Here is a 22,550-nt window from a genome sequence, read left to right as displayed (position 1 = left end):
AGCAAGTAGGCTCGGCTGCATGCAGAGCCTGGCGATGATCGAGAACTGGCCCGTCCCCACCGCGGCAGCCGCCGTCGTGCGCGCGGACGGCACCCCGGCCGGGTCGCACGGCCCCACCGCGCGACGGTTCCCGCTGGCCTCGGTCACCAAGCCGCTGGCGGCGTACGCCGTCCTCGTGGCGTACGAGGAGGGGGCGATCGACCTCGACGAGCCCGCCGGGCCCGAGGGCGCGACCGTCCGCCACCTGCTGGCCCACACCTCGGGTCTCGCCTTCGACGAACCGCGCGTGACGGCCGCGCCCGGCATCCGCCGGATCTACTCCAACACCGGGTTCGAGGTGCTGGGCGACCATGTCGCCAAGGCGACCGACATCCCCTTCGCCGACTATCTGCGCCAGGCGGTCCTGGAGCCGCTGGGAATGGCGTCGACGACGCTGGAGGGCTCGCCCGCCAAGGACGCCGTCTCGACCGTCGACGACCTGGCGCGGTTCGCGGCGGAGGTGCAGGCGCCCCGGCTGCTCGACGCGCGCACGGTGCTCGACGCGATGACGGTGACGTACCCCGGTCTGACCGGCATCCTGCCCGGCTACGGACACCAGCGGCCCAATGACTGGGGGCTCGGCTTCGAGATCCGGGACGGCAAGTCGCCGCACTGGACGGGGGCCTCGTCCTCACCGCGTACGTTCGGGCACTTCGGGCAGTCCGGCACCTTCCTGTGGATCGACCCGGACGCCCGCGCCGCGTGCGTGGCCCTGACCGACCGGCCCTTCGGGGCCTGGGCGGTGGAGGCCTGGCCGCTGTTCACGGACGCGGTGCTGGCGGAGCTGCGTACGGCGGGCTCCGACACCTGCTGAGGCCCTCTACTCACAGCGGGCCGCCGGGAGCTGGCCGTCGGGGCCGCCCAGGACGACCTCCGGTGGAGCGGTGGGGTTCTCGGCGTACGCGACCGTGCAGACGACCTGCTGAACGGCGGTCCCTTCCAGTTCTCGGACGGGCATCGAGGTCCTGATCCAGGCCCTGCCGCCCTTGGTGCCCTGCTCGACGATCGTGAGCGGGGACCGTCCGGTGCCGGGCAGCCGGGAGTCGAGGCCGGCGTCCCGCTCGGCGTCGGTCGGCCCGATGGACAGGACGACGAGCGCCTTGCCGGCCTTCGTACGGGTCTTTTCCAGGCCCGCCTCGGAGCCCGAGCCGCCCGGGGCCTCCGTTTCGTCGGTTGTTCCCGCTGTCTCCGTGCCACTCCCGCTGCTGGGCCCGGTGTCCCAGTGCACCAGGGGGTCGCTCGTCGACCGGGCAACCGGCAGCACCCTCCCCTCCCTGTCGACGAGGAAGAGCAGCATCCGCTCCGAGCCCGGCGGGATGACGGTGACGGTCGCGCCGCCGCCCGCCTCGACCACGTCGGTCTGCTGGATGCCGCAGCCGGTGGCGGTCAGCAGCAGCACGGCCGGGGCGAGGACGCCGCGCAGCCGTCTCATGCTCCCTCCTCCGGTCCCGCCGTCACCGGCATCTCGACGACGAACACGGCGCCGCCTCCGGGATCGTTCATGGCGCGGACCGTGCCGCCGTGCAGTCGTACGTTCTCCAGGGTGATCGCGAGTCCGAGGCCGCTGCCGGCCGAGCGGGTACGGGCCTGATCGGCCTTGTAGAAGCGGTCGAAAACGTGCGGCAGCGCCTCGGGCTGGATACCCGGGCCCCGGTCGGCGACCTCGGTGACGAGCCAGGTGCTCGCGTCGTCCGCGCGGAACTCGGTGGAGAGCCGGACGGTGACCGGCGGGCGGCCGTGACGCAGGGCGTTGCCGACGAGGTTGGCGATCACCACGTCGAAGCGGCGCGGATCGAGCCGGGCGCGGATGCCGTCGGGCAGGTCGGTGACGATCTGCGCCGGCTCCGTCCACCGCCTGCTCAGCAGCGTTCGGCGGATGGTCTCGGCCACGTCCACCTCGTCGGTGTGGAGCACGGCGGCGCGCGCGTCGAACCGGGAGATCTCCATCAAGTCCTCGACGAGCACGGCGAGTTTGCCGGTCTCGGCGCTGATCAGACGGACGGCGGCGGCCGTGTCGGGGTCGAGTCCGGCCGCGTCCTCGTCGAGGACCTCGGTGACGGCGAGCATGCCCGCCAGCGGGGTGCGCAGTTCGTGGGAGACGTCAGAGGCGAAGCGGCGGGCGCGGGCCTCGGCCTGGCGCAGCTCGACGACGGAGCGTTCGAGCTCGGCGGCGGACTCGTTGAAGGTCTGGGCCAGTTCGGCGAGTTCGTCGCCTCCCTTCACCTGGATCCGGGTGTCGAGCCTGCCTTCCCCCATCCTGCGCGCGGCCCGCCGCAGGTCACGTACGGGGCGCAGCACGCTGCGGGCGGCGAGCAGGGCGGGGATCAGCGCCACGGCGAGGGCGGGCAGGACGCCGTCGCGGGCGGCGGTGACCATGGCCCGGATGCTGACCTCCTCCACGTCCAGCTCCATCACGGCGTAGAGGACGAGGCCGGTGGGGCGGGTCCCGCCGCTCTGCTCGCCCGGCGTGAAGACGATCGGCAGGGCGACGGTGAGCCACGGCTTGCCGGCGCTGACGACCCGCTGGAAGCTGCCGTGCGGTGCGCCGAGGGCGGACCGGCGCAGGGCAGGGGTGATCACGGTGGAGGTGGGGCTGGTGGTGGAGGAGACACGGAGGGTGCCGTACTCGGCGAAGACCCTCCAGGGGCGGGGCTTCCCCTGGCGGGCGATCCGGCGGACCGCGTCCTGGAGCACCGTGCGGTCGACGGGAAGCCCGACCTGGACGGTCTGGACCTGCTCCCGGAAGTGGGAGACGGCGATGTCCTGGGTCTGTTCGAGGATGGCGTTGCGGGCGGCCCGGTAGGTGAGCGCGGCGGTGGTGCCGCAGCCGACGGCGGCGACGAGGAGGAAGGCGAGGACGAGGCGGGTGCGGAGGCCGAAGGCGCGGGGGCGGCGGCGGGGGCGTGCCCCGGGTGTTGCGGCGGGGGTCTCGTTCTCTGCCTCCCCGGGTATCGGCTCCCCGCTCGCGCGGGCCCTCACAGCGGTCCGAAGCGGTAGCCGAAACCGCGCAGCGTCTGTATGTAGCGGGGCTCGCCCGGGGTGTCCTCGATCTTGTTCCGCAGGCGGCTGACGCAGGCGTCGACGAGACGGGCGTCGCCGTGGAAACTGTGCTCCCAGACGTGTTCGAGGAGCTGTTGGCGGCTGAAGACCTGCTCGGGGGCGGCCGTGAGGTGCAGGAGGAGTTTCAGCTCGGACGGCGCGAGGGCCAGGCGCTCGCCGTTCTTGGCGACGGCGAGGCCGGCCCGGTCGATGGCCAGTTCCCCGTGGAACTCCACCGCCGGGCGCCCGCCCGCCGGCGCCTCGATGCGGCGCAGCACGGCGCGGATGCGGGCCTCGATGACCTCGGTGCGGGCGGGCTTGACGATGTAGTCGTCGGCGCCGGCCTCCAGGCCGATGACGACGTCGAAGTCGTCGCCGCGGGCGGTGAGCATGATGATCGGCAGCTGGCTGGTCTCGCGGACCCGGCGGCAGACCTGGACGCCGTTCATGCCCGGCAGCATGAGGTCGAGGAGGAGCAGCTCGGGGCGGAACTCGCCGAGCGCGGCGAGGCCCGCCTCCCCGGTCGCGGCGGTCCGCACCTCGTGTCCGCGGCGCCGGAGCCCTAGCTCGACGCCTTCCCGGACGGAGGGGTCGTCTTCGATCAGGAGCACGCGTGGCATCTGTGGAGTATCCCTAGGTCGGGTGAAGTGTCCCAAGGCCGGAAGGGGCGGAAGGGGCGGGCCACGCGGGGAGACCCCGCACGGCCCGTCCGTCAGCCGCCCCGCCGTACGAGGCGGCGGGCGCGGGTCGTTCCGGCCCCGATCAGCGCCTGGACCTCCGTGAGGCGCAGCGCGCGGGCCAGCAGGGCGAAGACGGCGACGATCGCGAGTGCGCCCGCCAGGCCGGACGGCACCGGGCCCGCCGGAGTGGTCAGGTCCGCGGCGAGGAGTCCGAAGCCGGCGGCGGGTAGGGCGACGGCGAGCAGGCGTACGAGTGCGCCGGCGGTGCCGCCGGTACCGCCCGCGTTCTTCAGTCGTCGCCCCAGGACGTACGCCGTCAGGCCCCAGCCCGCCCACAGGGCCAGCGAGTAGCCGGCGGCCATTCCCGCGACCGCCCACTCTGGCGGCAGTACCCGGTGGGCGACGACGGCGAGCAGCGCGTTGAGGCCCGCGATGACCAGGTTCAGGAAGAAGGGGGTGCGCGTGTCGCGGAGCGCGTAGAAGGCACGGGTGCAGACGTACTGGCCGGAGAGGGCGACGAGGCCCGGTGCGAGGGCCATCAGGATCCAGGCCATGGAGCGGACGGCGGAGGCTTCGGTGCGCCCGTACTGGAAGACCGTGCCGATCAACGGCACCGCCAGGGCGAAGAGGGCGCAGGCGGCGGGGACGATCGCCGCCGCGCTGGTGCGCTGGGCGTAGGCCACGTCGCGGCGCACCCCCGCGAGGTCGCCCTCGGCCGCCGCGCCGCTCATGCGGGGGAGCAGGGCGGTGACGAGGGCGACGGTGATGATGCCGTGCGGGACGGTCCACAGCTGGTAGGCGTTGTTGTACGCGCTGAGCCCGGCGCCCTCGGCGAGCTGGCCGGCCGTCGTCGCGACCTTGGTGGTGACCCAGTACGCGGCCTGGTTGGTGAGGACGAGGAGGACCAGCCAGCCGGCCGAGCGCAGGGGGGCGGTGAGGCCGCTGCCGCGCCAGTCGAAGCGGGGGCGCCAGCGGAAGCCGGCCACCCGCAGGGAGGGCAGGAGGGCGAGGGCCTGGAGGGCGATGCCCGCCGTGGTGCCCCAGCCGAGGAGCGCGGTCTCGCCGGGGGTGAGCTCGCCACCGTCGGACACGGCCAGGAACAGGGCGAAGACGGCGACCACGACGACGTTGTTGAGGACCGGCGTCCACATCATCGCCCCGAACCTGCCCCGTGCGTTGAGCACTTGACCGAGCAGGGTGAACAGGCCGAGGAAGAGGATCTGCGGCAGGCAGGAGCGGGCGAAGGCGACGGTCATCGTGCGCTGCGACCCGGTGTAGTCGGTGTACGCGTCGACGATCGCGGGCGCCGCGAGGACGGCGACGGCGGTCAGGACGGTGAGGGCGAGCAGGCAGACCGTGAGGAGGCGGTCGGTGTAGGCCCGGCCGCCGTCCTCGTGTTCCCTGGCCGCCTTCACCAGCTCGGGCACGAAGACGGCGTTGAGCGCGCCGCCGAGCAGCAGCATGTAGACGATGGTGGGGACGGAGTTGCCGAGCGCGTACCCGTCGGCGACGAAACCGGTGCCGATGGCCGCCGCGACGATCGCGGACCGTACGAAGCCGGTGGCGCGCGAGACCAGCGAACCGGCGGCCATCAGCGCGCCGCTGCGCAGGACGGACGCGGTCCTGGCGGGTGACTCGGTGAGCGTCGCCGTCACCGGCGGGCCAGATACGCCTGGAAGGCGCGGTGCAGCGTGTGGTTGGTCGTGCCCTGCAACGGAATCTCCCACTCCCCCAGTGTTTCGACGACCTGCCCGCCGGTGCCGAGCTTCCAGCGCAGCAGCCCGTGGGCGCGGTCGTCAGGATCGAGCGTGGAGGGTACCCCGCGCAGGTCGTAGACGTCGGCCCCCGCAGCGTGCGCGTCGAGCATCATGCGCCACTGCAGGGCGTTGGAGGGGCGGACCTCGCGGCGGTGGTCGGCGGAGGCGCCGGTCTGGTACCAGACCCGCCGGCCGACCGTGACCATGGTGTGGGCGGCCAGGATCTCGCCCTCGTGACGGGCCAGGTAGAGCTTCATCCGGCCGGGGTGCTCGGCGTTCAGGACGGCGTACTGGCGCTCGTAGTACGCGAGGGACCGGCCGAGCCGGAAGCCGTCGCGCTCCTCGGTGACGCGAAGGAGCCGGTAGAACTCGGGCAGGTCGGCTGCCGAGCCGACGGTGATCTCGACGCCGGACTTCCGGGCCTTGCGGACGTTGCGGCGCCACTCCTGGTTGAGTCCGGTCCACAGGTCGTCGGGGGCACGGCCGGTGAGCGGGACCTGGTAGACGAAGCGGGGCTGGGCGTCGGCGCCGTCCTCCGACTCACCGCCGCACCGGCGCCAGCCGCGGGCCCTCAGCCGTTCGGCGACGGCGGTGCCGAGCGGGTCGACCTCGCCGGCCAGGACGTCGGCCAGCCGCCGGCCGGGACCGGTGCTCGCCTTGAGCGTGGCGGCGTCCCAGCGGCGGAACGCGGGGCCGGGCCCGATGCGTACGGCGAACGCGCCGGAGGCCCGCAGGTGTTTGAGGAGGGGGTCGAGCCAGCCGTCGAGGTCGGGGTCGGCCCAGTCGGCGACCGGCCCCTCGGGGAGGTACGCGAAGTACTTGCGGGTGCCGGGGAAGGGGCGGAGCAGGACCAGGGCGGCGCCGGTGAGGGCGCCGCCCTCCGGCCCCCAGCCGATGAGTTGATGGCTCCATCCGTCCTTCACCCGCGCCCAGGCGGGGAGTTGGAGGAAGCTCGGCCCGTCCGGTCCGGTGGAGCGGGCGGCGAGGAAGGCACGGTACGCCTCGGGGGTGACGGGTCCCAGCCGCAGCGCACGGGCGGGCGCGGCCGTCACGAGCAGCGCTGACACAACGGAAGCCTCCTTGTTCCGCCCCGTTCGGTGGTGGGGCGCACAGCAGGCTCACAGCCGGTCGTGACCGCTCCGCGCGGGGAATGTGACCGGACGATGACCGTTCCTCTCCAGCCGTTGTCACATGGCCGCCGGACCGGGAACGGGCCCTCGACGGCGGCCTAGAGTCCGGGACATCCCACTCTTTCTCCCTCTCCTGCTGCGGAGGTCTGTTCCGTGCTGCGGACACGCATACCCCTCTTCCTTCTGGCGGCCGTCTCCCTCACCGCCTGCTCGGCCGGAACGGTGGCCGAGGCCCCGGCCCGGTCGGCCGCCTCCGCCGAGGACCGCCCGGCGCGGGTGACCGTGGCTCCCCCGACGGCCGGCCGGCCGGTGACCGTGACGGCGACGGGCGGCACCTTGTCGGTGGTGAAGGTGGCCGACGCGGACGGCGCTGTGCTCGGGGGCCGTACCGCCGCCGGCGGGGCCTCGTGGGTCTCGGACCGCAAGGCCGCGCCCGGCACCTCGTACACGGTGGAGGTCACCGCACGCTCCGCCGGCGGGCGGGAGACGACCTCCCGGTCGGGCTTCTCGCTCCCCGAGGCGGACCGGGTCAACAAGCTGACGCTGGCGCCCGGCAAGAACACGACGGTGGGCATCGCCCAGCCCCTGTCGATCGTCTTCGACCGGCCCGTCACCCACAAGGCGGACGTGGAGAGGCGGTTGAAGGTCACCACCTCCAACGGCACCGAGGGCTCGTGGGGCTGGCTGAAGGACTGGTCGGGCAAGGACCGGGCGGACTGGCGGCCGCGCGCGTACTGGAAGCCGGGCACGAAGGTCACCCTCGACGCGACGCTCGACGGGACGGACTCGGGCGGCGGCTGGTTCGTGCGCGACTACCGCACCGGATTCACCGTCGACTCCACGGCTCGGGTCGTCAAGGTCGACCTGGACCGCAAGCGGCTCGACGTCGTGCGCAACGGCCGCCTGATCACCACCGTCCCCGTCTCCGGCGGCACCCCGGGCGGCGACAAGCGGTCGTGGCGGGGGACGGCGGTCCTGATGTCGAAGGAGGGGACGATCAACATGAACTCGGAGACGGTCGGGCTCGGCGACGCCTACGACAAGATGGTCGACCACTCCATGCGGCTGACGTGGTCGGGGATGTACGCGCACGCGGCGCCGTGGAACGCGAAGTACTTCGGCAGGGTGAACATGAGCTCCGGCTGCATCGGCATGAGCGACGCGCACGCCGCCTCTCTCTACGCCTCGGTCCGCGCCGGCGACCCCTTCGAGATCACCGGCGCCGACACCAAGGGCGCGGTGGCCCCGGGCAACGGCTACGGGGCGTGGAACGTGAGCTGGGAGCAGTGGCGGGCGAAGAGCGCGCTGGCGCGGACGCGCTGACGCGTGCGTGATTCGGGGAGCGGGAACGCCCCCGTCCCGCGCCGGCACCGACGGCCGGGCGCGTCCGCCCGCGCCCGGCGGGCGGAGGGCGGAGGGCGGAGGGCGGAGGGCGGAGGGCGGAGGGCGGAGGGCGGAGGGCGGAGAACGCTCCGGGCCGCGGGCCGGCACGGACGGCTGGGCGCGGCACGGCGGTCAAAGACCTGCGGCCACCTCGTCCTCGGTGCGACAGCGGCGCACCCCTAGCGAGTCGTAGAGCCGGCCGTCGCAACGGCCCGCCCCCGGTCCGGAGGCCGGAGGCGTCCGCCCGCGCCCGGCGGGGGGGGACCACGGAGGACGGACCGGCCTCGGCCTGGCGGCGTCAGGCCGGCGCGCGCATCTCCCAGAGGAGGACCTCGGCGTCGGACGTCGCCAGGAGCGCGAGGTTCTCGGCGTCGGTGACGCGGGCCGCGTCGCCGGGGCCGAGCTCCTCGCCGTCCAGGCGGACCGTGCCCCGCACCACGTGCGCGTAGACGAAGCCGGCGTCCGGGACGGCGGTGCGCTCGCCGGGCTCCAGGCGCCGCACGTGCAGCATCGCCGCGGCCTCCGGCAGGGCGTACGGAGTGGAGTCGGCGATGCCGCGGACGATCTCGTAGGAGGGCTCGCCGCCCGCCTCCAGGGGGGCCAGCCACATCTGGACGAAGACCAGCGGCACGTCGCCGTCGTTGCGCTCCTCGTGCCGCACGCCCGCGGCGGAGCTGAGCCGCTGGACGTCCCCGGGGCGGACGACGGTGGTGTGACCGGCCGTGTCGCGGTGGGTCAGTTCGCCCTCGACGACCCAGGTGACGATCTCGGTGTGACTGTGCGGGTGCTCGGCGAACCCGGCGCCGGGAGCGAGCCGCTCCTCGTTGCAGGCGAGGACGGCGCCGAAGCGGAGGTTGTCGGGGTCGTAGTGGCGCCCGAAGGAGAACGCGTGCCGGGTCTCGATCCCTGCGTCGGGGTCGCCCCCCTGGTAACGCTCCCCGGCCCGCTGAATGCTCATCACCGGCTCACCGTAACCGCCGCGGCCCTTGCCCCGGCCGGGGAAACGCCCCCGACCCAGCACTCCGCGGTCCCGATAAGGCAGTCTTGTCCCCGTGCCAGAACCCACGAACGCAGCTCATCCACACTCCGCGACCCTGAAGCGCCTCGAACAGTCCTCCGGGCGGCTCGCCGCCAACGCCATTGCCCGCATGGACGAGACGCTGCCGTGGTACCGGGCGATGCCGCCCGAGAACCGGTCGTGGATCGGTCTGGTCGCCCAGGCGGGCATCGCCGCGTTCACCGAGTGGTTCCGGCACCCCGAGACGCCGCAGGCGATCTCCACCGACGTCTTCGGCACCGCACCCCGCGAGCTGACCCGCGCCATCACGCTGCGTCAGACCGTGGAGATGGTCCGCACCACCATCGAGGTGATGGAGACCGCGATCGAGGAGGTCGCGGCGCCCGGGGACGAGTCCATCCTGCGTGAGGCCCTCCTCGTCTACGCCCGCGAGATCGCCTTCGCGACCGCCCAGGTCTACGCCCAGGCGGCCGAGGCCCGCGGCGCCTGGGACGCCCGCCTGGAATCCCTCGTCGTGAACGCGGTCCTCTCCGGCGAGGCGGACGAGGGTGCCGTGTCCCGGGCCGCGGCCCTCGGCTGGAACTCCCCCGAGCACGTCTGCGTCGTCCTCGGCACCGCCCCCGACGGGGACAGCGAACTGACCGTCGAGGCGATCCGCCGGGCAGCCCGGCACGCCAAGCTCCAGGTCCTCACCGGCGTCCTCGGCGACCGGCTCGTCGTCATCGCCGGCGGCAACGACAACCCGCTGCAGGTCGCTAAGGCCCTGATCGGGCCGTACGCCGCGGGGCCGGTCGTCGCGGGCCCGATCGTCCCCGATCTGCTCGCCGCCACGAGGTCCGCCCAGGCCGCGGCGGCCGGCCTCAAGGCGTGTATGGCCTGGCAGGACGCGCCGCGGCCGGTTCTGGCGGACGATCTGCTGCCGGAGCGCGCCATCGCGTCCGACCCTTCGGCCCGCGAGCAGCTGGTGGAGGAGATCTACAGACCGCTGGAGGAAGCGGGGTCGGCGCTCCTCGAAACCCTGAGTGTCTATCTGGAGCAGGCGAGCAGCCTGGAGGGGGCTGCCCGGATGCTGTTCGTCCACCCCAACACCGTGCGCTACCGGCTCCGACGTGTGACCGATGTCACCGGCTGGTCACCCTCCGATGTCCGTTCTGCGTTCACCCTGCGGATCGCGCTCATCCTCGGACGCTTGGCCGACGCAGATCAGCAGTCCTAGACTTTTGTCGAACACCGACAATTCCCCCGACGGTTCTTCGTCCTTGTCCCCACGGGCGCTCGGAGCCGTCCCCAAGAGAGAGTGTGAGGGTGCTCGTACTCGTCGCTCCCGGCCAAGGCGCTCAGACGCCCGGCTTCCTGACCCCCTGGCTCGAACTTCCCGGCGCCGCCGACCGCGTGGCCGCCTGGTCCGAGGCCATCGGGCTCGACCTCGCCCACTACGGCACGAAGGCCGACGCGGACGAGATCCGCGACACCGCCGTGGCGCAGCCGCTCCTCGTGGCCGCCGGACTGCTGTCCGCCGCCGCGCTCGGTGAGGTCGCCCCCGGCGCCGTCGCGGGTCACAGCGTCGGTGAGATCACCGCCGCCGCGTTCGCCGGCGTCCTCGACGACACCGCCGCGCTGCGTCTCGTACGTACGCGTGGTCTGGCGATGGCCGAGGCCGCCGCCGTCACCGAGACCGGCATGTCCGCGCTGCTCGGCGGCGACCCCGAGGTGACCGTCCCGCACCTCGAGAAGCTCGGCCTGACCCCGGCCAACGTGAACGGCGCCGGCCAGATCGTGGCCGCCGGCACGCTGGAGCAGCTGGCCGCCCTGGAGGCGGACAAGCCCGAGGGCGTCCGCCGGGTCGTCCCGCTCAAGGTGGCCGGCGCTTTCCATACGCACCACATGGCTCCCGCCGTGGCGAAGCTGGAGGCGGCGGCGAAGGAGCTGACCGTCGCCGACCCGACCGTGAGCTACGTCTCCAACAAGGACGGGCGGACCGTCGCCACCGGCTCCGAGGTCGTCTCACGCCTCGTCGGCCAGGTCGCCAACCCGGTCCGCTGGGACCTGTGCATGGAGACCTTCGAGGCGCTGGGCGCGACCGCGCTGATCGAGGTGTGCCCGGGCGGCACCCTGACCGGTCTCGCGAAGCGCGCTCTGCCGGGCGTCCGCACCGTCGCTCTGAAGACCCCCGACGACCTCGACGCGGCCCGCACGCTGATCGCCGACGTTTCAGCAGCCCGATAGGAGCCGAGAGAAGCATGTCGAAGATCAAGCCCAGCAAGGGCGCCCCGTACGCGCGGATCATGGGTGTCGGCGGCTACCGCCCCACCCGTGTCGTGCCGAACGAGGTGATCCTCGAGAAGATCGACTCGTCCGACGAGTGGATCCGCTCGCGCTCCGGTATCGCCACCCGCCACTGGGCCTCCCCCGAGGAAACCGTGACCGCGATGTCGGTCGAGGCCTCGGGCAAGGCCCTCGCCGACGCCGGGATCGCCCCGGAGCAGATCGGCGCCGTGATCGTCTCCACGGTCTCGCACTTCAAGCAGACTCCGGCCGTCGCCACCGAGATCGCCGACAAGATCGGCTCCGGCAAGCCGGCCGCGTTCGACATCTCCGCCGGCTGCGCGGGCTTCGGCTACGGCCTGACGCTCGCCAAGGGCATGATCGTCGAGGGTTCGGCAGAGTACGTACTTGTCATCGGCGTCGAGCGGCTGAGCGACCTGACGGACCTTGAGGACCGGGCGACGGCCTTCCTGTTCGGCGACGGCGCCGGCGCGGTCGTCGTCGGTCCCTCCGACGAGCCGCACATCGGCCCCTCGGTCTGGGGTTCGGAGGGCGACAAGTCCGAGACGATCAAGCAGACCGTGCCGTGGAACGAGTTCCATGTGGGCGATGTCTCGAAGCTGCCCCTCAACGACCAGGGCGAGATCAAGTTCCCGGCCATCACGCAGGAGGGTCAGGCGGTCTTCCGCTGGGCCGTCTTCGAGATGGCGAAGGTCGCCCAGCAGGCGCTGGACGCCGCCGGCATCTCGGCGGACGACCTGGACGTCTTCATTCCGCACCAGGCGAACATGCGGATCATCGACTCGATGGTGAAGACTCTGAAGCTGCCGGAGCACGTCACGGTCGCCCGTGACGTCGAGACCACCGGCAACACCTCGGCCGCCTCGATTCCGCTCGCGATGGAGCGGCTCCTGGCGACCGGGAAGGCGAAGAGCGGCGACACCGCGCTCGTCATCGGCTTCGGGGCGGGTCTCGTCTACGCCGCGACGGTCGTTACTCTCCCCTAGGCACACCGGATCTTCCGGAAGCCCCCTACCGAAGCAATCACAGAAGGAGCGCCAACATGGCCTTCACCCAGGAAGAGATCGTCGAAGGTCTCGCCGAGATCGTCAACGAGATCGCCGGCATCCCGGCCGAGGACGTCCAGCTGGACAAGTCCTTCACCGACGACCTGGACGTCGACTCGCTGTCCATGGTCGAGGTCGTTGTGGCCGCCGAAGAGCGCTTCGACGTCAAGATCCCGGACGAGGACGTCAAGAACCTCAAGACGGTCGGCGACGCGACCGACTACATCCTGAAGCACCAGGACTGATCCGGTCCTTGGCTGTTCGGTCTGCCACCCGGCGGTGGCGCCGTAATTCGACCATCACACACGTGGAGAAAGAATTCCTGTGAGCTCGACCAATCGCACCGTGGTCGTCACCGGTATCGGCGCAACCACACCGCTGGGTGGCGACTCCGCATCGACCTGGGAAGGTCTGATCGCGGGACGCTCCGGCGTCAAGCCCCTCGAGGGCGAACGATTCGCCGACCTGCCCGTCCAGATCGCCGCGCCCGCCGCGGTGGACCCGGGCGAGGTACTGCCCCGGCCGCTCGCCCGCAAGCTGGACCGCTCGGCGCAGTTCGCGCTGATCGCGGCCCGCGAGGCGTGGGCGGACGCGGGCTACGAGGCCCCGGCCGGCGAGGACGCGAAGATCGCGCCCGAGCGGCTCGGCGCCGTCATCGCCTCCGGCATCGGCGGCGTGACGACTCTGCTCGACCAGTACGACGTGCTGAAGGAGAAGGGCGTCCGCCGCGTCTCCCCGCACACCGTTCCGATGCTGATGCCGAACGGTCCCTCCGCCAACGTGGGTCTGGAGGTGAACGCCCAGGCGGGCGTGCACACGCCGGTCTCCGCGTGTGCGTCGGGCGCCGAGGCGATCGGCTACGCGGTCGAGATGATCCGTACCGGCCGGGCCGACGTGGTCGTGGCCGGCGGCACGGAGGCGGCGATCCACCCGCTGCCGATCGCGGCCTTCGCCAACATGATGGCGATGTCCAAGAACAACGACGAGCCGACGAAGGCCTCGCGTCCCTACGACACGGCTCGTGACGGCTTCGTGCTCGGCGAGGGCGCGGGTGTCGTGATCCTCGAGTCCGAGGAGCACGCGAAGGCGCGCGGCGCCCGGGTCTACTGCGAGGTGCTCGGCCAGGGCCTGTCGGCCGACAGCCACCACATCGCGCAGCCCGAGCCGACCGGCCGGGGCATCGCGACGGCGCTGCAGAACCTGCTCGACTCGACGGACCTCAAGCCGTCCGAGGTCGTCCACCTGAACGCGCACGCCACGTCGACGCCGCAGGGCGACGTCGCCGAGATCAAGGCGCTGCGCAAGGTCCTGGGCGACGACCTGGACCATGTCGCGGTCTCCGCGACGAAGTCGATGACGGGTCACCTGCTGGGTGGCGCGGGTGGCATCGAGACCGTGGCGACGGTCCTGGCGCTGCACCACCGGCTGGCCCCGCCGACGATCAACGTCGACGACCTGGACCCGGAGGTCGACGCGAACATCGTCCGCGACGAGCCCCGCGAACTCCCCCAGGGCACGATCGCCGCGATCAACAACTCGTTCGGCTTCGGCGGCCACAACGTGGTGCTGGCCTTCCGCACGATCTGACCCCACGTCACCCGTGAGGCCCACCCCCGGATGGGGGGTGGGCCTCCGGCGTGTTCTGGGGGCGGCGGTGCGAGGCGGGGGGCGGACGGGTGCCGGGGCTGATCAGACGACCTGGTGGAGCCAGCGGACCGGGGCGCCCTCGCCCGCGTACCGGAAGGGCTCCAGTTCGTCGTCCCAGGGCTTCCCGAGCAGCTTGGCGATCTCCCCCTCCAGGTCCGTCTCGCCGCGCACGGAGCGGGCCAGCGCGGCCCGCAGCCGGTCCTCGGGGATCAGGATGTCGCCGTGCATACCGGTGACGGCGTGGAAGATGCCCAGCTCGGGGGTGGCGCTGTAGCGCTCGCCCTCGGCCGTCGGGCAGGGTTCCGCGGTGACCTCGAAACGGAGCATCTGCCATCCGCGCAGCGCGGAGGCGAGCTTGGAGGCGGTGCCGGTCTCGCCCTGCCAGGAGAACTCGGCTCTCCAGGTGCCGGGGGACGCCGGCTGGCGAATCCAGTCGAGCTGGACTCTCGCACCGAGGACACCCGCGACCGCCCATTCGACGTGCGGGCACAGCGCGCGCGGTGCGGAATGAACGTACAGAACTCCACGTGTCGTCACCGGGACCTCCAGTGTGGGACGAGGTTCGCCTTTCCCAGCGGCCTCAGTAAACAGCATCGGGAGAAAAACTTCGCAAACCCCCGAAAAGGGGACAGCATGTGACGTGATGTAATTTACCGGAGCCGGTTGGCAAAGGTGCCTCTGGTTCGACGGGGGAAAAGCTACCGTGCCGCACCGCCCTTGGGGTGACGTACGGTCGGTCCGGGGGCGGGTGGACACCAAGCTTTCACTCGCCAGGACGCCGAACGGTTACCGGAGGAGGGATCGGAGAATGCGCGGCCGACATCGTCTCCGTACCACTGTCGCCTCCGTGGCGGCGGCGGTGCTCTGCGTGGGCGCGCCGGCCGGCTGCGCCGCGCCGGCGCCGGAGGCCGTCGCGCCGACCGTCCGGGCCACGCCGCGCCCCGCGCCGCTCTGGGATCGCTCCCCCGCCTCCGTGGCCGCCGTCGGCGACTCGATCACCCGTGCCTTCGACGCCTGTGAGGTGCTGGCGGACTGCCCGGAGGTCTCCTGGGCGACCGGCACGGACGCCACCGTCAACAGTCTCGCGCTGCGGCTCCTCGGCCCGGAGCGCGTCACGCGGCAGAGCTGGAATCTCGCGCGGACCGGGGCGCGGATGGCCGACCTGCCGGGTCAGATGGAACGGGCCGCCGCGGTGAAGCCGGAGCTGGTCACGGTGATGATGGGCGCGAACGACGCCTGCCGGAGCAGTGCGGCGCTGATGACCCCGGTCGAGGAGTTCCGCGCCACCTTCGCGTCGGCCATGGCCCGGCTGCGGGCGAAGGCGCCCAAGGCGCAGGTGTACGTGTCGAGCGTGCCGGACCTGCAGCGGCTGTGGTCGCAGGGGCGGGTGAGTCCCATGGGCCTGGAGGTCTGGAAGCTGGGGATCTGCCCCTCCATGCTGGCCGACGCGCAGGACCTGAGCGTGACGGCCGAGCGGCGCCGGACGCTGGTGCGGGACCGGGTGGTCGCGTACAACGCGGCCCTGAAGGAGGTCTGCGCGAAGGACCCGCGCTGCCGGTACGACGGCGGGGCGGTGTTCGGCTTCCGGTTCGACGGCGGGCAGCTCAGTCCGTGGGACTGGTTCCACCCCAGCAGGGACGGGCAGGCGCGGCTCGCGGAGATCGCGCACCGGCAGGTGACGGCGCCCGAGCCGCCCGCGTAGGGTTCCGGATCATGAGGATCACGGGTGAGCCCTTCGGTTCGGTCGACGGTACGGACGTACGGCGCTGGACGCTCGAGCGGGGCGGGGTGCGGGTGCGGCTGTTGACGTACGGCGGCATCGTGCAGTCGGTCGCGACGCCGGACCGGGACGGCGTGCCCGGTGAGACGGTCCTCGGCTTCCCGGACCTGGGCGGCTACCTGAAGCGCCCGGAGCCCTACTTCGGTGCCCTGGTGGGGCGTTACGCGAACCGGATCGCCGGCGGCGTGTTCACCCTCGACGGCCGTACGCACCGGCTCGCCCGCAACGGCGGCCCGCACAGCCTGCACGGCGGGGAGCGTGGCTTCGACAAGCGGGTGTGGGACGCGGAGGAGGTCGAGGGCGGGGTACGGCTGTCCCGGGTGAGTCCGGAGGGCGAGGAGGGCTTCCCCGGCCGGCTGGAGGTCTCGGCCACGTACACCCTCGACGAGGACGGCGCGCTGCGGATCGCCTACCGGGCGCTGACCGACGCCCCCACGGTGGTGGCGCTGACCAACCACGCGTACTGGGACCTGGGCGGCGAACACGAACTCCGCGTCACGGCCGGGTACTTCACCCCCAAGGACGGGACGGGGATCCCGACCGGCGAGATCGCCCCGGTCGGCGGCACCCAGCTCGACTTCCGTACGCTCCGGCCCGCCGGGGTGGGGATCGACGACAACTTCGTGCTCGACGCGGGCGCGCCGGACGCCGCCGAGCTGTACTCGCCCGTCACCGGGCGGGTGGTGACGGTGGAGACGAGCGAGCCGGGACTCCAGGTGTACGCGGACGCGATGTTCTCCGGGATCGCGCTGGAGACCCAGCACTTCCCGGACTCGCCGAACCGGCCGGAGTTTCCCTCGACGGTGCTGCGTCCGGGCGAGCGGTACGCCTCGGAGACGGTCTACCGCTTCGGGACGCGCTGAGCCGAGACCACCTGAAAGGCCCGAAGCCCCGAGGCGGTTGTCAGGTTCCGCCCCGGGGTGCTCATGGCGGGCTTCAGAGCTCCAGGACGGCCGTCAGCCGGGTGTCGTCGAGCGCGTGCGCGGCCCTGACCTCGTACGTTCCGGGGACGAAGGACCAGCTGTTCCGCTCCTCGTCCCAGATCTCGAAGGTGCGGCGGGGCAGCGGGATCTCGACCTCGACGCTCTCACCGGGGCCCGCCTCGACGCTCGCGAAGCCGGCCAGCCAGCGCGCCGGCCGCTCGACCGGGTCCGAAGCCGGCGCCAGGTAGATCTGGACGACCTCGCGGCCGGTGCGAGCACCGGTGTTGGTGAGCCGGACCGCGGCACGCTGGGACGTCGCTTCCAGGGAGTCGTACGACCAGGTGGTGTAGCCGAGGCCGTGGCCGAAGGCGTACGCGGGGGCGACGCCGGCCTTGTCCCATGCGCGGTAGCCGATGAACACGCCTTCGGTGTACTGGAGTTCGCCGTCCGTCGGGATGACCTCGGTGACAGGTGCGTCGGCGAGGGCGACGGGCCAGGTGGTGGGCAGTCGCCCGCCCGGCTCCTCGGCGCCGGTCAGGACGTCGGCGAGCGCGGCGCCGCCCTCCTGACCGGGGAACCAGCTGAGCAGAATCGCGGCGACGTCCTCGCGCCAGGGCATCTCGACCGGGGAGCCGGCGTTGACGACGACGACGGTGTTCGGATTGGCGGCGGCCACGGCCCGTACCAGCTCGTCCTGGCGGCCGGGGAGCGCGAGGTCCTTGCGGTCGAAGCCCTCGGACTCGACGCGCTCGGTGGTGGCGACGACCACGACGGCGGTGTCGGCGGCCCGGGCCGCCTCGACGGCCTCGGCGATCAGTTCGTCCGGGTCACGGCGCGGACCGAGGTGGACGAGGGAGAACATGACGGCCGGCAACGGGGCCGCGAACGCCTCGTCCAGCCGGTGCAGGAGGGACACCTCGACGGTCTCGCCCGCGGTGAGCGCGACCTTGGCCCGCTCGACGGGGGCGCCGAAGAACGCTTCGAAGGGGTCGGTCTCCGGGCCCATCGACTGCACACCGTCGTAGACGGTCTCCCCTGCGACGGTGAGGGTGAAGGCGCCGAGGCCGCGGGTGCCGAAGGAGTGCTCGCCGCTCTCGCGCGGGGTGAACGTGCCGAGGACCTCGATGGAGGCGAGGGTCTCGTGGGTGGCGCCGGCCGGGAGGTCGTCGCCGATCCACTGGATCTGGCCGCCCGGCAGGGTGCCCTCGCCGAGCACGGCGCCCTCGGCGTCGCGGCAGACCGCGCGGAGGGTGAACCCCTGCCCCGCGGGCGCGAGTTCGTCACTCGGGTCGGCGCCGACGGAGAAGGTCAGGGCTCCGCCGGGGAGGGCGGCGGTGAGGCCGTCGAGCGGGGAGACGGTGTGGGCGGGGAAGACCTGGGCGGAGCCGCCGCCGAGGACGCGGGCGTCGCGGGCGGCCGCGCCGATCAGGGCGACGGTCCGGCCGGCCGCGAGCGGCAGGACCGGGCTCTCGCCGCGCACCTCGTTGCGGACGAGGACGAAGCCCCGGTGGGCGATCTCGCGGGCGAGGGCGTCGCCGTCGACCGGTGCGGGGGGCTCGGCGACGACCGGTGGGGCGCCGTCGAGGGCGCCGACGCGGGCGGCGAGCCGCAGCACGTTCCGTACCGCCGCGTCGACGGCGCTCTCCTCGACCTCGCCGGCGCGGACGGCGGCGGCGAGCGCCTCGCCGTAGACGGTCTGCGGACCGGGCATGGCGACGTCGAGGCCGCCCTCGATGTCACCGGTGGTGGAACGGGCGGCCATCCAGTCGGAGACGTTGAAGCCGTCGAAGCCCCACTCGCCGCGCAGGACGTCGTGGACGAGCCGGCGGTGCTCGGTCATGGTCACGCCGTTGACCTGGTTGTAGGCGGTCATGACGCCCCAGGGGCGGGCGTCGGTGACGATGGCCTCGAAGGGAGCGAGGTAGAGCTCGCGCAGGGGGCGCGCGGCGACCTTGTTGTCGACGGTGAAGCGGTCGGTCTCGGCGTCGTTGGCGACGAAGTGCTTGACGGTGGTGCCGACGCCGCCGTCCTGGACGCCTCGCACGTAGCCGGTGCCGATGGCACCGGTGAGGTACGGGTCCTCGCTGTAGGCCTCGAAGTGGCGGCCGCCGAGCGGCGAGCGGTGCAGGTTGACGGTGGGAGCGAGGAGGACGTGGACCCCCTTGCGGCGGGCCTCCTGGGCGAGGAGTCGGCCTGCGCGGCGGGCGAGGGCGGGGTCCCAGGCGGCGGCGAGCGCGGTCGGTGAGGGCAGGGCGATCGAGGGGTCGTCGGCGGTCCAGCGGACGCCCCGGACACCGATCGGGCCGTCGGACATGACCAGGGACTTCAGTCCGATCTCGGGCAGGGCCGGGAGCGACCACATGTCCTGGCCCGCGAGCAGCCGGGCCTTGCTGTCCAGGTCGAGCTTGGAGAGCGCCGCTTCGGCGGCCTGCTCTCGGGCGGTCTCCGCGCTGGTCTCTGCCACGGCCGTACCTCCTCGTTGAAGTGCTGGAGCGGCCATGGTGGCCCGGTTACCTGTTGAGCGGTAGGTTACGTTATTTATTCGTTATCCAGCGATGCCGTACGGTCCTGTGCACAGGACTTTCGGACAGGACTTCGCGGCAGGGCGGGGAAGGGGGCCACGGCGATGGGGCGGGCCAGGAGCGAGGAGCGGCGTGCGGACATCCTGCGCGCGGCCCTCGAGGTGATCGCCGAGCGCGGCTACCGCGGCGCGTCGCTCGGGGCCGTCGCGGAGCGGGTCGGCCTGACACAGCAGGGCCTGCTGCACTACTTCCCGACGAAGGAGACGCTGCTCGTCGCCGTCCTGGAGGAGCGCGACCGGTGGGACACCAGCGGGGGGCGCGGCCGGGAGGGCTGGCGACTGGACCTGATCGACTCCCTCGTCGAGTACAACGCGATGCGGCCGGGGATCGTGCAGACCTTCTCGGCGCTCCTCGGTGAGAGCGTGACCGACGGCCACCCGGCACGGGAGTTCTTCACCGAGCGGTACGCGCAGGTCCGCGCGGAGATGGCGAAGGTGCTGCGTCTTGAGTTCGGCGAGCGCCTGCCGGGCGGACTGACCCCGGAGCGGGCGGCGCCGCTGCTGACCGCGGTGATGGACGGGCTGCAGTACCAGTGGCTCCTCGACCCGGAGGCGGTCGACATGCCGGCGGCGTTCCGGGATTTCGTCGCGTTGCTCACGGGCAGGGTGACGGCGGAGGACCACAGCGACAAATGAGGGCGCTGTAGCGGGAGTCGCGGGTGGGACGGGATACTCCCGGCACCCGACGGAAGGACCCTCGTGTCACGGATACGCCCCGCTTCACTGGGACTTGCTTTGGCGGCCACCACCGCCCTCACCCTCGGTTCGCCCCCGGCCTCGGCCATGGACACGAGCGCGGGTCGGGGTGCGGGGGCGAGCCCCGCCACTCTCGCGACCGTGGAGGAGGCGCGACTCGACCGGGCCGCACCCCAGGAGATCCTGCGGCGCGGCGGATTCGACGGCACGGCACCGGAGTTCGCTCGCGCGCTGCGCGCCACCGGCTCCTACCCGGAGGCTGAGCGCGCGGTCGCGCGGCTGGGCGCCCGGTTGTGGCAGCGGGCGGTCGACCGGGCGCAGGGCCGGGGCCCGGCGCGGGGCGACCTCAGCCGGGACGACGACCGGCCGCTGTACTGGGCACGGCTCGCGATGACCCGTGAACTGCGCTTCTGGCAGCCGGTGTTCGCGCTCGACGACGCCGCCCGGGCCCGGCTGCTCGACCGCCTGGAGCGCTCCTCGCGCGGCCAGGACTCCATCCACCTCCCGGCGGGCAAGGGCGTCAAGCGGGTCCTCGTCACCGGCTTCGACCCGTTCACGCTCGACCGGGACGTACGGATCAGCAATCCGTCCGGCGCCACCGCGCTGGCTCTCGACGGCACCTGGATCCGCACGGCCGACGGCGGCCTCGCCCGCGTCGAGACGGCCGTCTTCCCCGTCCGCTGGCAGGACTTCGCCGACGGTACGGTCGAGCGGACCCTGCGCGACCAGCTGCCGAAGGCGGACCTCTTCACGACGGTCAGCCAGGGGCGGGTCGGCCGCTTCGACATCGAGCGCCACAACGGTGCCTGGCGGGGCGGCTTCCCCGACAACGAGAACGTCTCGCGTACGGAGACGGTGCCCGTGTCGGACCCGGCGACGCAGCCCCAGTGGACGGCGACCACCCTCCCGTACGGCGCCATCGTGGCGGCCGGCACCGGCCGCTTCCCGGTGTACGACAACACGGCGGTGACCGAGATCCCGGCCGGCGCGGCGACGCCCGTGAACCGGCCGGACGGGCCGACGCCCGGCTCCGCGGCCCGGGCGGGCGGCGGCGGGAACTACCTCTCCAACGAGATCGCGTACCGCGCCACGCTGCTGCGCGACCGGCTAGGTCTGACCGGCCTGCCCGGCGGCCATGTCCACACGCCGGTGCTGCAGTTCGGCGTGGGGAACACGGATCCGGCGACGGGCACGGTCACCGATCCCGAGTTCGTCCGCAACCGGCTGGACATCGTCGCGCAGGTGCGGTCGATCATCGAAGTGGCCGCCGCCTCCGCCTGAGGGAGTTCCCCCGGGGCCGGGACGGTGGAGATGATGGCCGCATGATCGTCGCAGCAGCACAGTTCACTCCGGCTCCGGGGGACATCGACGCCAACGTCCGCACCATGGCGGAGTTGATCCGGTCCGCGGGCGTCGAGGGCGCACGGCTGGTCGTCTTCCCCGAACTGTCCCTCACCGGGTACGAACCGACTCGAGTCCGGACCGACCCGGGCCTCCACCTCGCCGAGGACGACGCCCGGCTCGGCCCGCTCCGCGACGTCTGCCGCGCGGTCTCGGCGGCGGCCGTCGTCAACGGGCCGGTGCTCACCACGTCCGGCAGGCCGGGGATCACCTCGCTGGTCATCGGCCCGGACGGGATGCTCCTCACCCGCTACGACAAGGCGAACCTGTACGGGATCGAGCACGACGTCTTCGCGCCCGGCACGACGGACGGCCGCTTCGAGCTGGACGGGGTCCGGTTCGCCCTCGCCACCTGCTACGACAACCGCTTCCCGGAGCCGGCCGAGCGGGCAGCCGCCGAGGGCTGCGCGGTCTATCTGGCGAGTTCGGTGCTCGATGTCGCCAACGACTCGTTCGAGAAGGTCTATCCGGTACGCGCCCGGGACAACGCGCTGCACGTGGTGCTCGCCAACGTCCTCGGGAGCAACGAGGCCGGCACCTGCGAGGGGCGCAGCGGCGCCTGGGGGCCGGACGGCGAGCGGATCGCCGACGCGGGTCCGGCGGACCCGGGCTTCGCCCTCGCCGACGTGGGCCGCTAGGCCGTGTCCGGAAAGTCCCGCCTGGCCCGCGACGCCCGGCAGGAACCACAAGACACCCCCAGCCCCCGGGGCCCCGCCGGCCGCCGCCGTCGGGGCCCCGGACCCGTCAGTCGTACGAGAGGTCGGAGGCCGTGTAACGGCAGGTCACGCCGTCGGGGCCGGTGCCGATCTGGGTCGGCTCCTTGCCCGTGTTGTTCCCGGTGAACCGGGTGCACGGCTTGATCTTCTTCTTGGTGTCGCCGTGGACACGGACCTCGCGCAAGGAGGCGGTGTCGCCGTAGTTGGCGTTGACACCGACGATCGACGTGCCGGGTGCGGTGATGTCCACGTCGTTGATGATGATCGTGCGCTTGTACTGCTTCTTGCAGTTGCCGCAGGACCGGACCAGCTTGCCGAACTCCGACACCTGGAACTTGGTCACGACCAGCTTGCCCGCGCCGTTGAACTGGAAGACCTTGTCCGAGGCCTTCCGCGCGCCGCCGCCGTACACCGAGTACACCGCGGAC

Annotated in this window: 21 protein-coding genes; 12 read left to right on the top strand and 9 right to left on the bottom strand. The window is 72.6% G+C overall.

All coding sequences use genetic code 11. From position 1 onward, the window contains the following. Nucleotides 1–19 precede the first annotated feature (19 nt). The gene (locus IE136_RS00105) at nucleotides 20–853 is read left to right on the top strand and encodes a serine hydrolase domain-containing protein (protein WP_189599069.1); all 834 of its coding nucleotides are present in this window, start codon (nucleotides 20–22) and stop codon (nucleotides 851–853) included. Between the two features lie 6 nt (nucleotides 854–859). Here the strand turns inward: IE136_RS00105 and IE136_RS00100 are convergent, their stop codons facing one another. The 5 genes from IE136_RS00100 to IE136_RS00080 all read right to left on the bottom strand — a co-directional run bounded on the left by IE136_RS00100 (nucleotide 860) and on the right by IE136_RS00080 (nucleotide 6,582). Next, nucleotides 860–1,471, bottom strand: coding sequence for a hypothetical protein (locus IE136_RS00100; protein ID WP_189599068.1), 612 nt, complete (start codon nucleotides 1,469–1,471; stop codon nucleotides 860–862). Then, nucleotides 1,468–3,018: an ATP-binding protein gene (locus tag IE136_RS00095; RefSeq protein WP_158986981.1), complete on the bottom strand. Its 1,551-nt coding sequence runs from the start codon at nucleotides 3,016–3,018 to the stop codon at nucleotides 1,468–1,470. The genes IE136_RS00100 and IE136_RS00095 overlap by 4 nt, the downstream gene beginning before the upstream one ends. Further along, the gene (locus IE136_RS00090; RefSeq protein WP_158986983.1) at nucleotides 3,015–3,698 is read right to left on the bottom strand and encodes a response regulator; all 684 of its coding nucleotides are present in this window, start codon (nucleotides 3,696–3,698) and stop codon (nucleotides 3,015–3,017) included. The genes IE136_RS00095 and IE136_RS00090 overlap by 4 nt, the downstream gene beginning before the upstream one ends. A 92-nt stretch (nucleotides 3,699–3,790) precedes the next feature. Then, entirely contained in the window at nucleotides 3,791–5,413 is a 1,623-nt protein-coding gene (gene murJ, locus IE136_RS00085) for a murein biosynthesis integral membrane protein MurJ (protein ID WP_189599067.1), read from the bottom strand. Then, nucleotides 5,410–6,582 (bottom strand): lipid II:glycine glycyltransferase FemX, encoded by a 1,173-nt coding sequence (locus tag IE136_RS00080; protein ID WP_189599066.1) that lies wholly within the window; start codon nucleotides 6,580–6,582, stop codon nucleotides 5,410–5,412. The genes murJ and IE136_RS00080 overlap by 4 nt, the downstream gene beginning before the upstream one ends. A gap of 216 nt (nucleotides 6,583–6,798) precedes the next feature. Here IE136_RS00080 and IE136_RS00075 point away from each other — a divergent pair, with 216 nt between their 5' ends. Then, nucleotides 6,799–7,968, top strand: a complete 1,170-nt coding sequence (locus IE136_RS00075) for a L,D-transpeptidase (protein WP_158986987.1) — start codon at nucleotides 6,799–6,801, stop codon at nucleotides 7,966–7,968. Between the two features lie 358 nt (nucleotides 7,969–8,326). Here IE136_RS00075 and IE136_RS00070 read toward each other — a convergent pair whose 3' ends face one another. Beyond that, nucleotides 8,327–8,986, bottom strand: coding sequence for a pirin family protein (locus tag IE136_RS00070; protein WP_158986989.1), 660 nt, complete (start codon nucleotides 8,984–8,986; stop codon nucleotides 8,327–8,329). Between the two features lie 94 nt (nucleotides 8,987–9,080). Here IE136_RS00070 and IE136_RS00065 point away from each other — a divergent pair, with 94 nt between their 5' ends. The 5 genes from IE136_RS00065 (at nucleotide 9,081) to fabF (ending at nucleotide 13,965) form a co-directional block, all read left to right on the top strand. Then, the gene (locus IE136_RS00065; RefSeq protein ID WP_158986991.1) at nucleotides 9,081–10,262 is read left to right on the top strand and encodes a PucR family transcriptional regulator; all 1,182 of its coding nucleotides are present in this window, start codon (nucleotides 9,081–9,083) and stop codon (nucleotides 10,260–10,262) included. Between the two features lie 89 nt (nucleotides 10,263–10,351). Further along, nucleotides 10,352–11,272 (top strand): ACP S-malonyltransferase, encoded by a 921-nt coding sequence (locus tag IE136_RS00060; RefSeq protein WP_158986993.1) that lies wholly within the window; start codon nucleotides 10,352–10,354, stop codon nucleotides 11,270–11,272. 14 nt (nucleotides 11,273–11,286) lie between these two features. Next, on the top strand, nucleotides 11,287–12,318 hold the full coding sequence (locus IE136_RS00055; protein ID WP_158986995.1) for a ketoacyl-ACP synthase III: 1,032 nt from the start codon (nucleotides 11,287–11,289) through the stop codon (nucleotides 12,316–12,318). A gap of 56 nt (nucleotides 12,319–12,374) precedes the next feature. Continuing rightward, on the top strand, nucleotides 12,375–12,623 hold the full coding sequence (locus IE136_RS00050; RefSeq protein ID WP_158986997.1) for an acyl carrier protein: 249 nt from the start codon (nucleotides 12,375–12,377) through the stop codon (nucleotides 12,621–12,623). A 79-nt stretch (nucleotides 12,624–12,702) separates the two neighbouring features. Further along, a complete protein-coding gene (fabF, locus tag IE136_RS00045; RefSeq protein ID WP_158986999.1) occupies nucleotides 12,703–13,965 on the top strand; it encodes a beta-ketoacyl-ACP synthase II in 1,263 nt (420 codons plus the stop codon). Nucleotides 13,966–14,067: 102 nt separating this feature from the next. Here fabF and IE136_RS00040 read toward each other — a convergent pair whose 3' ends face one another. Further along, nucleotides 14,068–14,562: a DUF3145 domain-containing protein gene (locus IE136_RS00040; protein WP_158987001.1), complete on the bottom strand. Its 495-nt coding sequence runs from the start codon at nucleotides 14,560–14,562 to the stop codon at nucleotides 14,068–14,070. 271 nt (nucleotides 14,563–14,833) lie between these two features. Between IE136_RS00040 and IE136_RS00035 the strand changes: the two genes are divergently transcribed. Beyond that, nucleotides 14,834–15,727 carry an SGNH/GDSL hydrolase family protein gene (locus IE136_RS00035; protein WP_158987003.1) on the top strand — a complete coding sequence of 298 codons (894 nt, stop codon included), beginning with the start codon at nucleotides 14,834–14,836 and terminating at the stop codon, nucleotides 15,725–15,727. Between the two features lie 11 nt (nucleotides 15,728–15,738). After that, a complete protein-coding gene (locus IE136_RS00030; protein WP_189599065.1) occupies nucleotides 15,739–16,668 on the top strand; it encodes an aldose epimerase family protein in 930 nt (309 codons plus the stop codon). 73 nt (nucleotides 16,669–16,741) lie between these two features. Here IE136_RS00030 and IE136_RS00025 read toward each other — a convergent pair whose 3' ends face one another. Further along, nucleotides 16,742–19,228, bottom strand: coding sequence for a beta-glucosidase family protein (locus IE136_RS00025; protein WP_189599064.1), 2,487 nt, complete (start codon nucleotides 19,226–19,228; stop codon nucleotides 16,742–16,744). A 126-nt stretch (nucleotides 19,229–19,354) separates the two neighbouring features. Here IE136_RS00025 and IE136_RS00020 point away from each other — a divergent pair, with 126 nt between their 5' ends. From IE136_RS00020 to IE136_RS00010, 3 genes are all read left to right on the top strand, one after another. Continuing rightward, complete coding sequence (locus tag IE136_RS00020) at nucleotides 19,355–19,945, top strand: TetR/AcrR family transcriptional regulator (RefSeq protein WP_189599063.1); 591 nt, start codon at nucleotides 19,355–19,357, stop codon at nucleotides 19,943–19,945. Nucleotides 19,946–20,092: 147 nt separating this feature from the next. Beyond that, nucleotides 20,093–21,286, top strand: a complete 1,194-nt coding sequence (locus IE136_RS00015; protein WP_229818605.1) for a PA0049 family protein — start codon at nucleotides 20,093–20,095, stop codon at nucleotides 21,284–21,286. Between the two features lie 41 nt (nucleotides 21,287–21,327). Next, complete coding sequence (locus tag IE136_RS00010; protein ID WP_189599062.1) at nucleotides 21,328–22,044, top strand: carbon-nitrogen hydrolase family protein; 717 nt, start codon at nucleotides 21,328–21,330, stop codon at nucleotides 22,042–22,044. A gap of 106 nt (nucleotides 22,045–22,150) precedes the next feature. Here the strand turns inward: IE136_RS00010 and IE136_RS00005 are convergent. Continuing rightward, nucleotides 22,151–22,550 (bottom strand): pectate lyase (locus IE136_RS00005; protein ID WP_189599061.1); only part of this gene is annotated, 400 nt, incomplete at its 5' end.

The organism is Streptomyces lateritius (assembly GCF_014649715.1).
In the GTDB taxonomy this organism is placed as follows: domain Bacteria; phylum Actinomycetota; class Actinomycetes; order Streptomycetales; family Streptomycetaceae; genus Streptomyces; species Streptomyces lateritius.
This window is presented reverse-complemented; position numbering and strand designations above follow the sequence as displayed.

Coding starts and splice junctions, on each gene's coding strand:
- IE136_RS00105 (WP_189599069.1), top strand. CDS start 20: ATGCAGAGCCTGGCGATGATCGAGAACTGGCCCGTCCCCACCGCGGCA.
- IE136_RS00100 (WP_189599068.1), bottom strand. CDS start 1,471: ATGAGACGGCTGCGCGGCGTCCTCGCCCCGGCCGTGCTGCTGCTGACC.
- IE136_RS00090 (WP_158986983.1), bottom strand. CDS start 3,698: ATGCCACGCGTGCTCCTGATCGAAGACGACCCCTCCGTCCGGGAAGGC.
- IE136_RS00070 (WP_158986989.1), bottom strand. CDS start 8,986: ATGAGCATTCAGCGGGCCGGGGAGCGTTACCAGGGGGGCGACCCCGAC.
- IE136_RS00055 (WP_158986995.1), top strand. CDS start 11,287: ATGTCGAAGATCAAGCCCAGCAAGGGCGCCCCGTACGCGCGGATCATG.
- IE136_RS00050 (WP_158986997.1), top strand. CDS start 12,375: ATGGCCTTCACCCAGGAAGAGATCGTCGAAGGTCTCGCCGAGATCGTC.
- IE136_RS00035 (WP_158987003.1), top strand. CDS start 14,834: ATGCGCGGCCGACATCGTCTCCGTACCACTGTCGCCTCCGTGGCGGCG.
- IE136_RS00030 (WP_189599065.1), top strand. CDS start 15,739: ATGAGGATCACGGGTGAGCCCTTCGGTTCGGTCGACGGTACGGACGTA.
- IE136_RS00025 (WP_189599064.1), bottom strand. CDS start 19,228: ATGGCCGCTCCAGCACTTCAACGAGGAGGTACGGCCGTGGCAGAGACC.
- IE136_RS00020 (WP_189599063.1), top strand. CDS start 19,355: ATGGGGCGGGCCAGGAGCGAGGAGCGGCGTGCGGACATCCTGCGCGCG.
- IE136_RS00015 (WP_229818605.1), top strand. CDS start 20,093: ATGGACACGAGCGCGGGTCGGGGTGCGGGGGCGAGCCCCGCCACTCTC.
- IE136_RS00010 (WP_189599062.1), top strand. CDS start 21,328: ATGATCGTCGCAGCAGCACAGTTCACTCCGGCTCCGGGGGACATCGAC.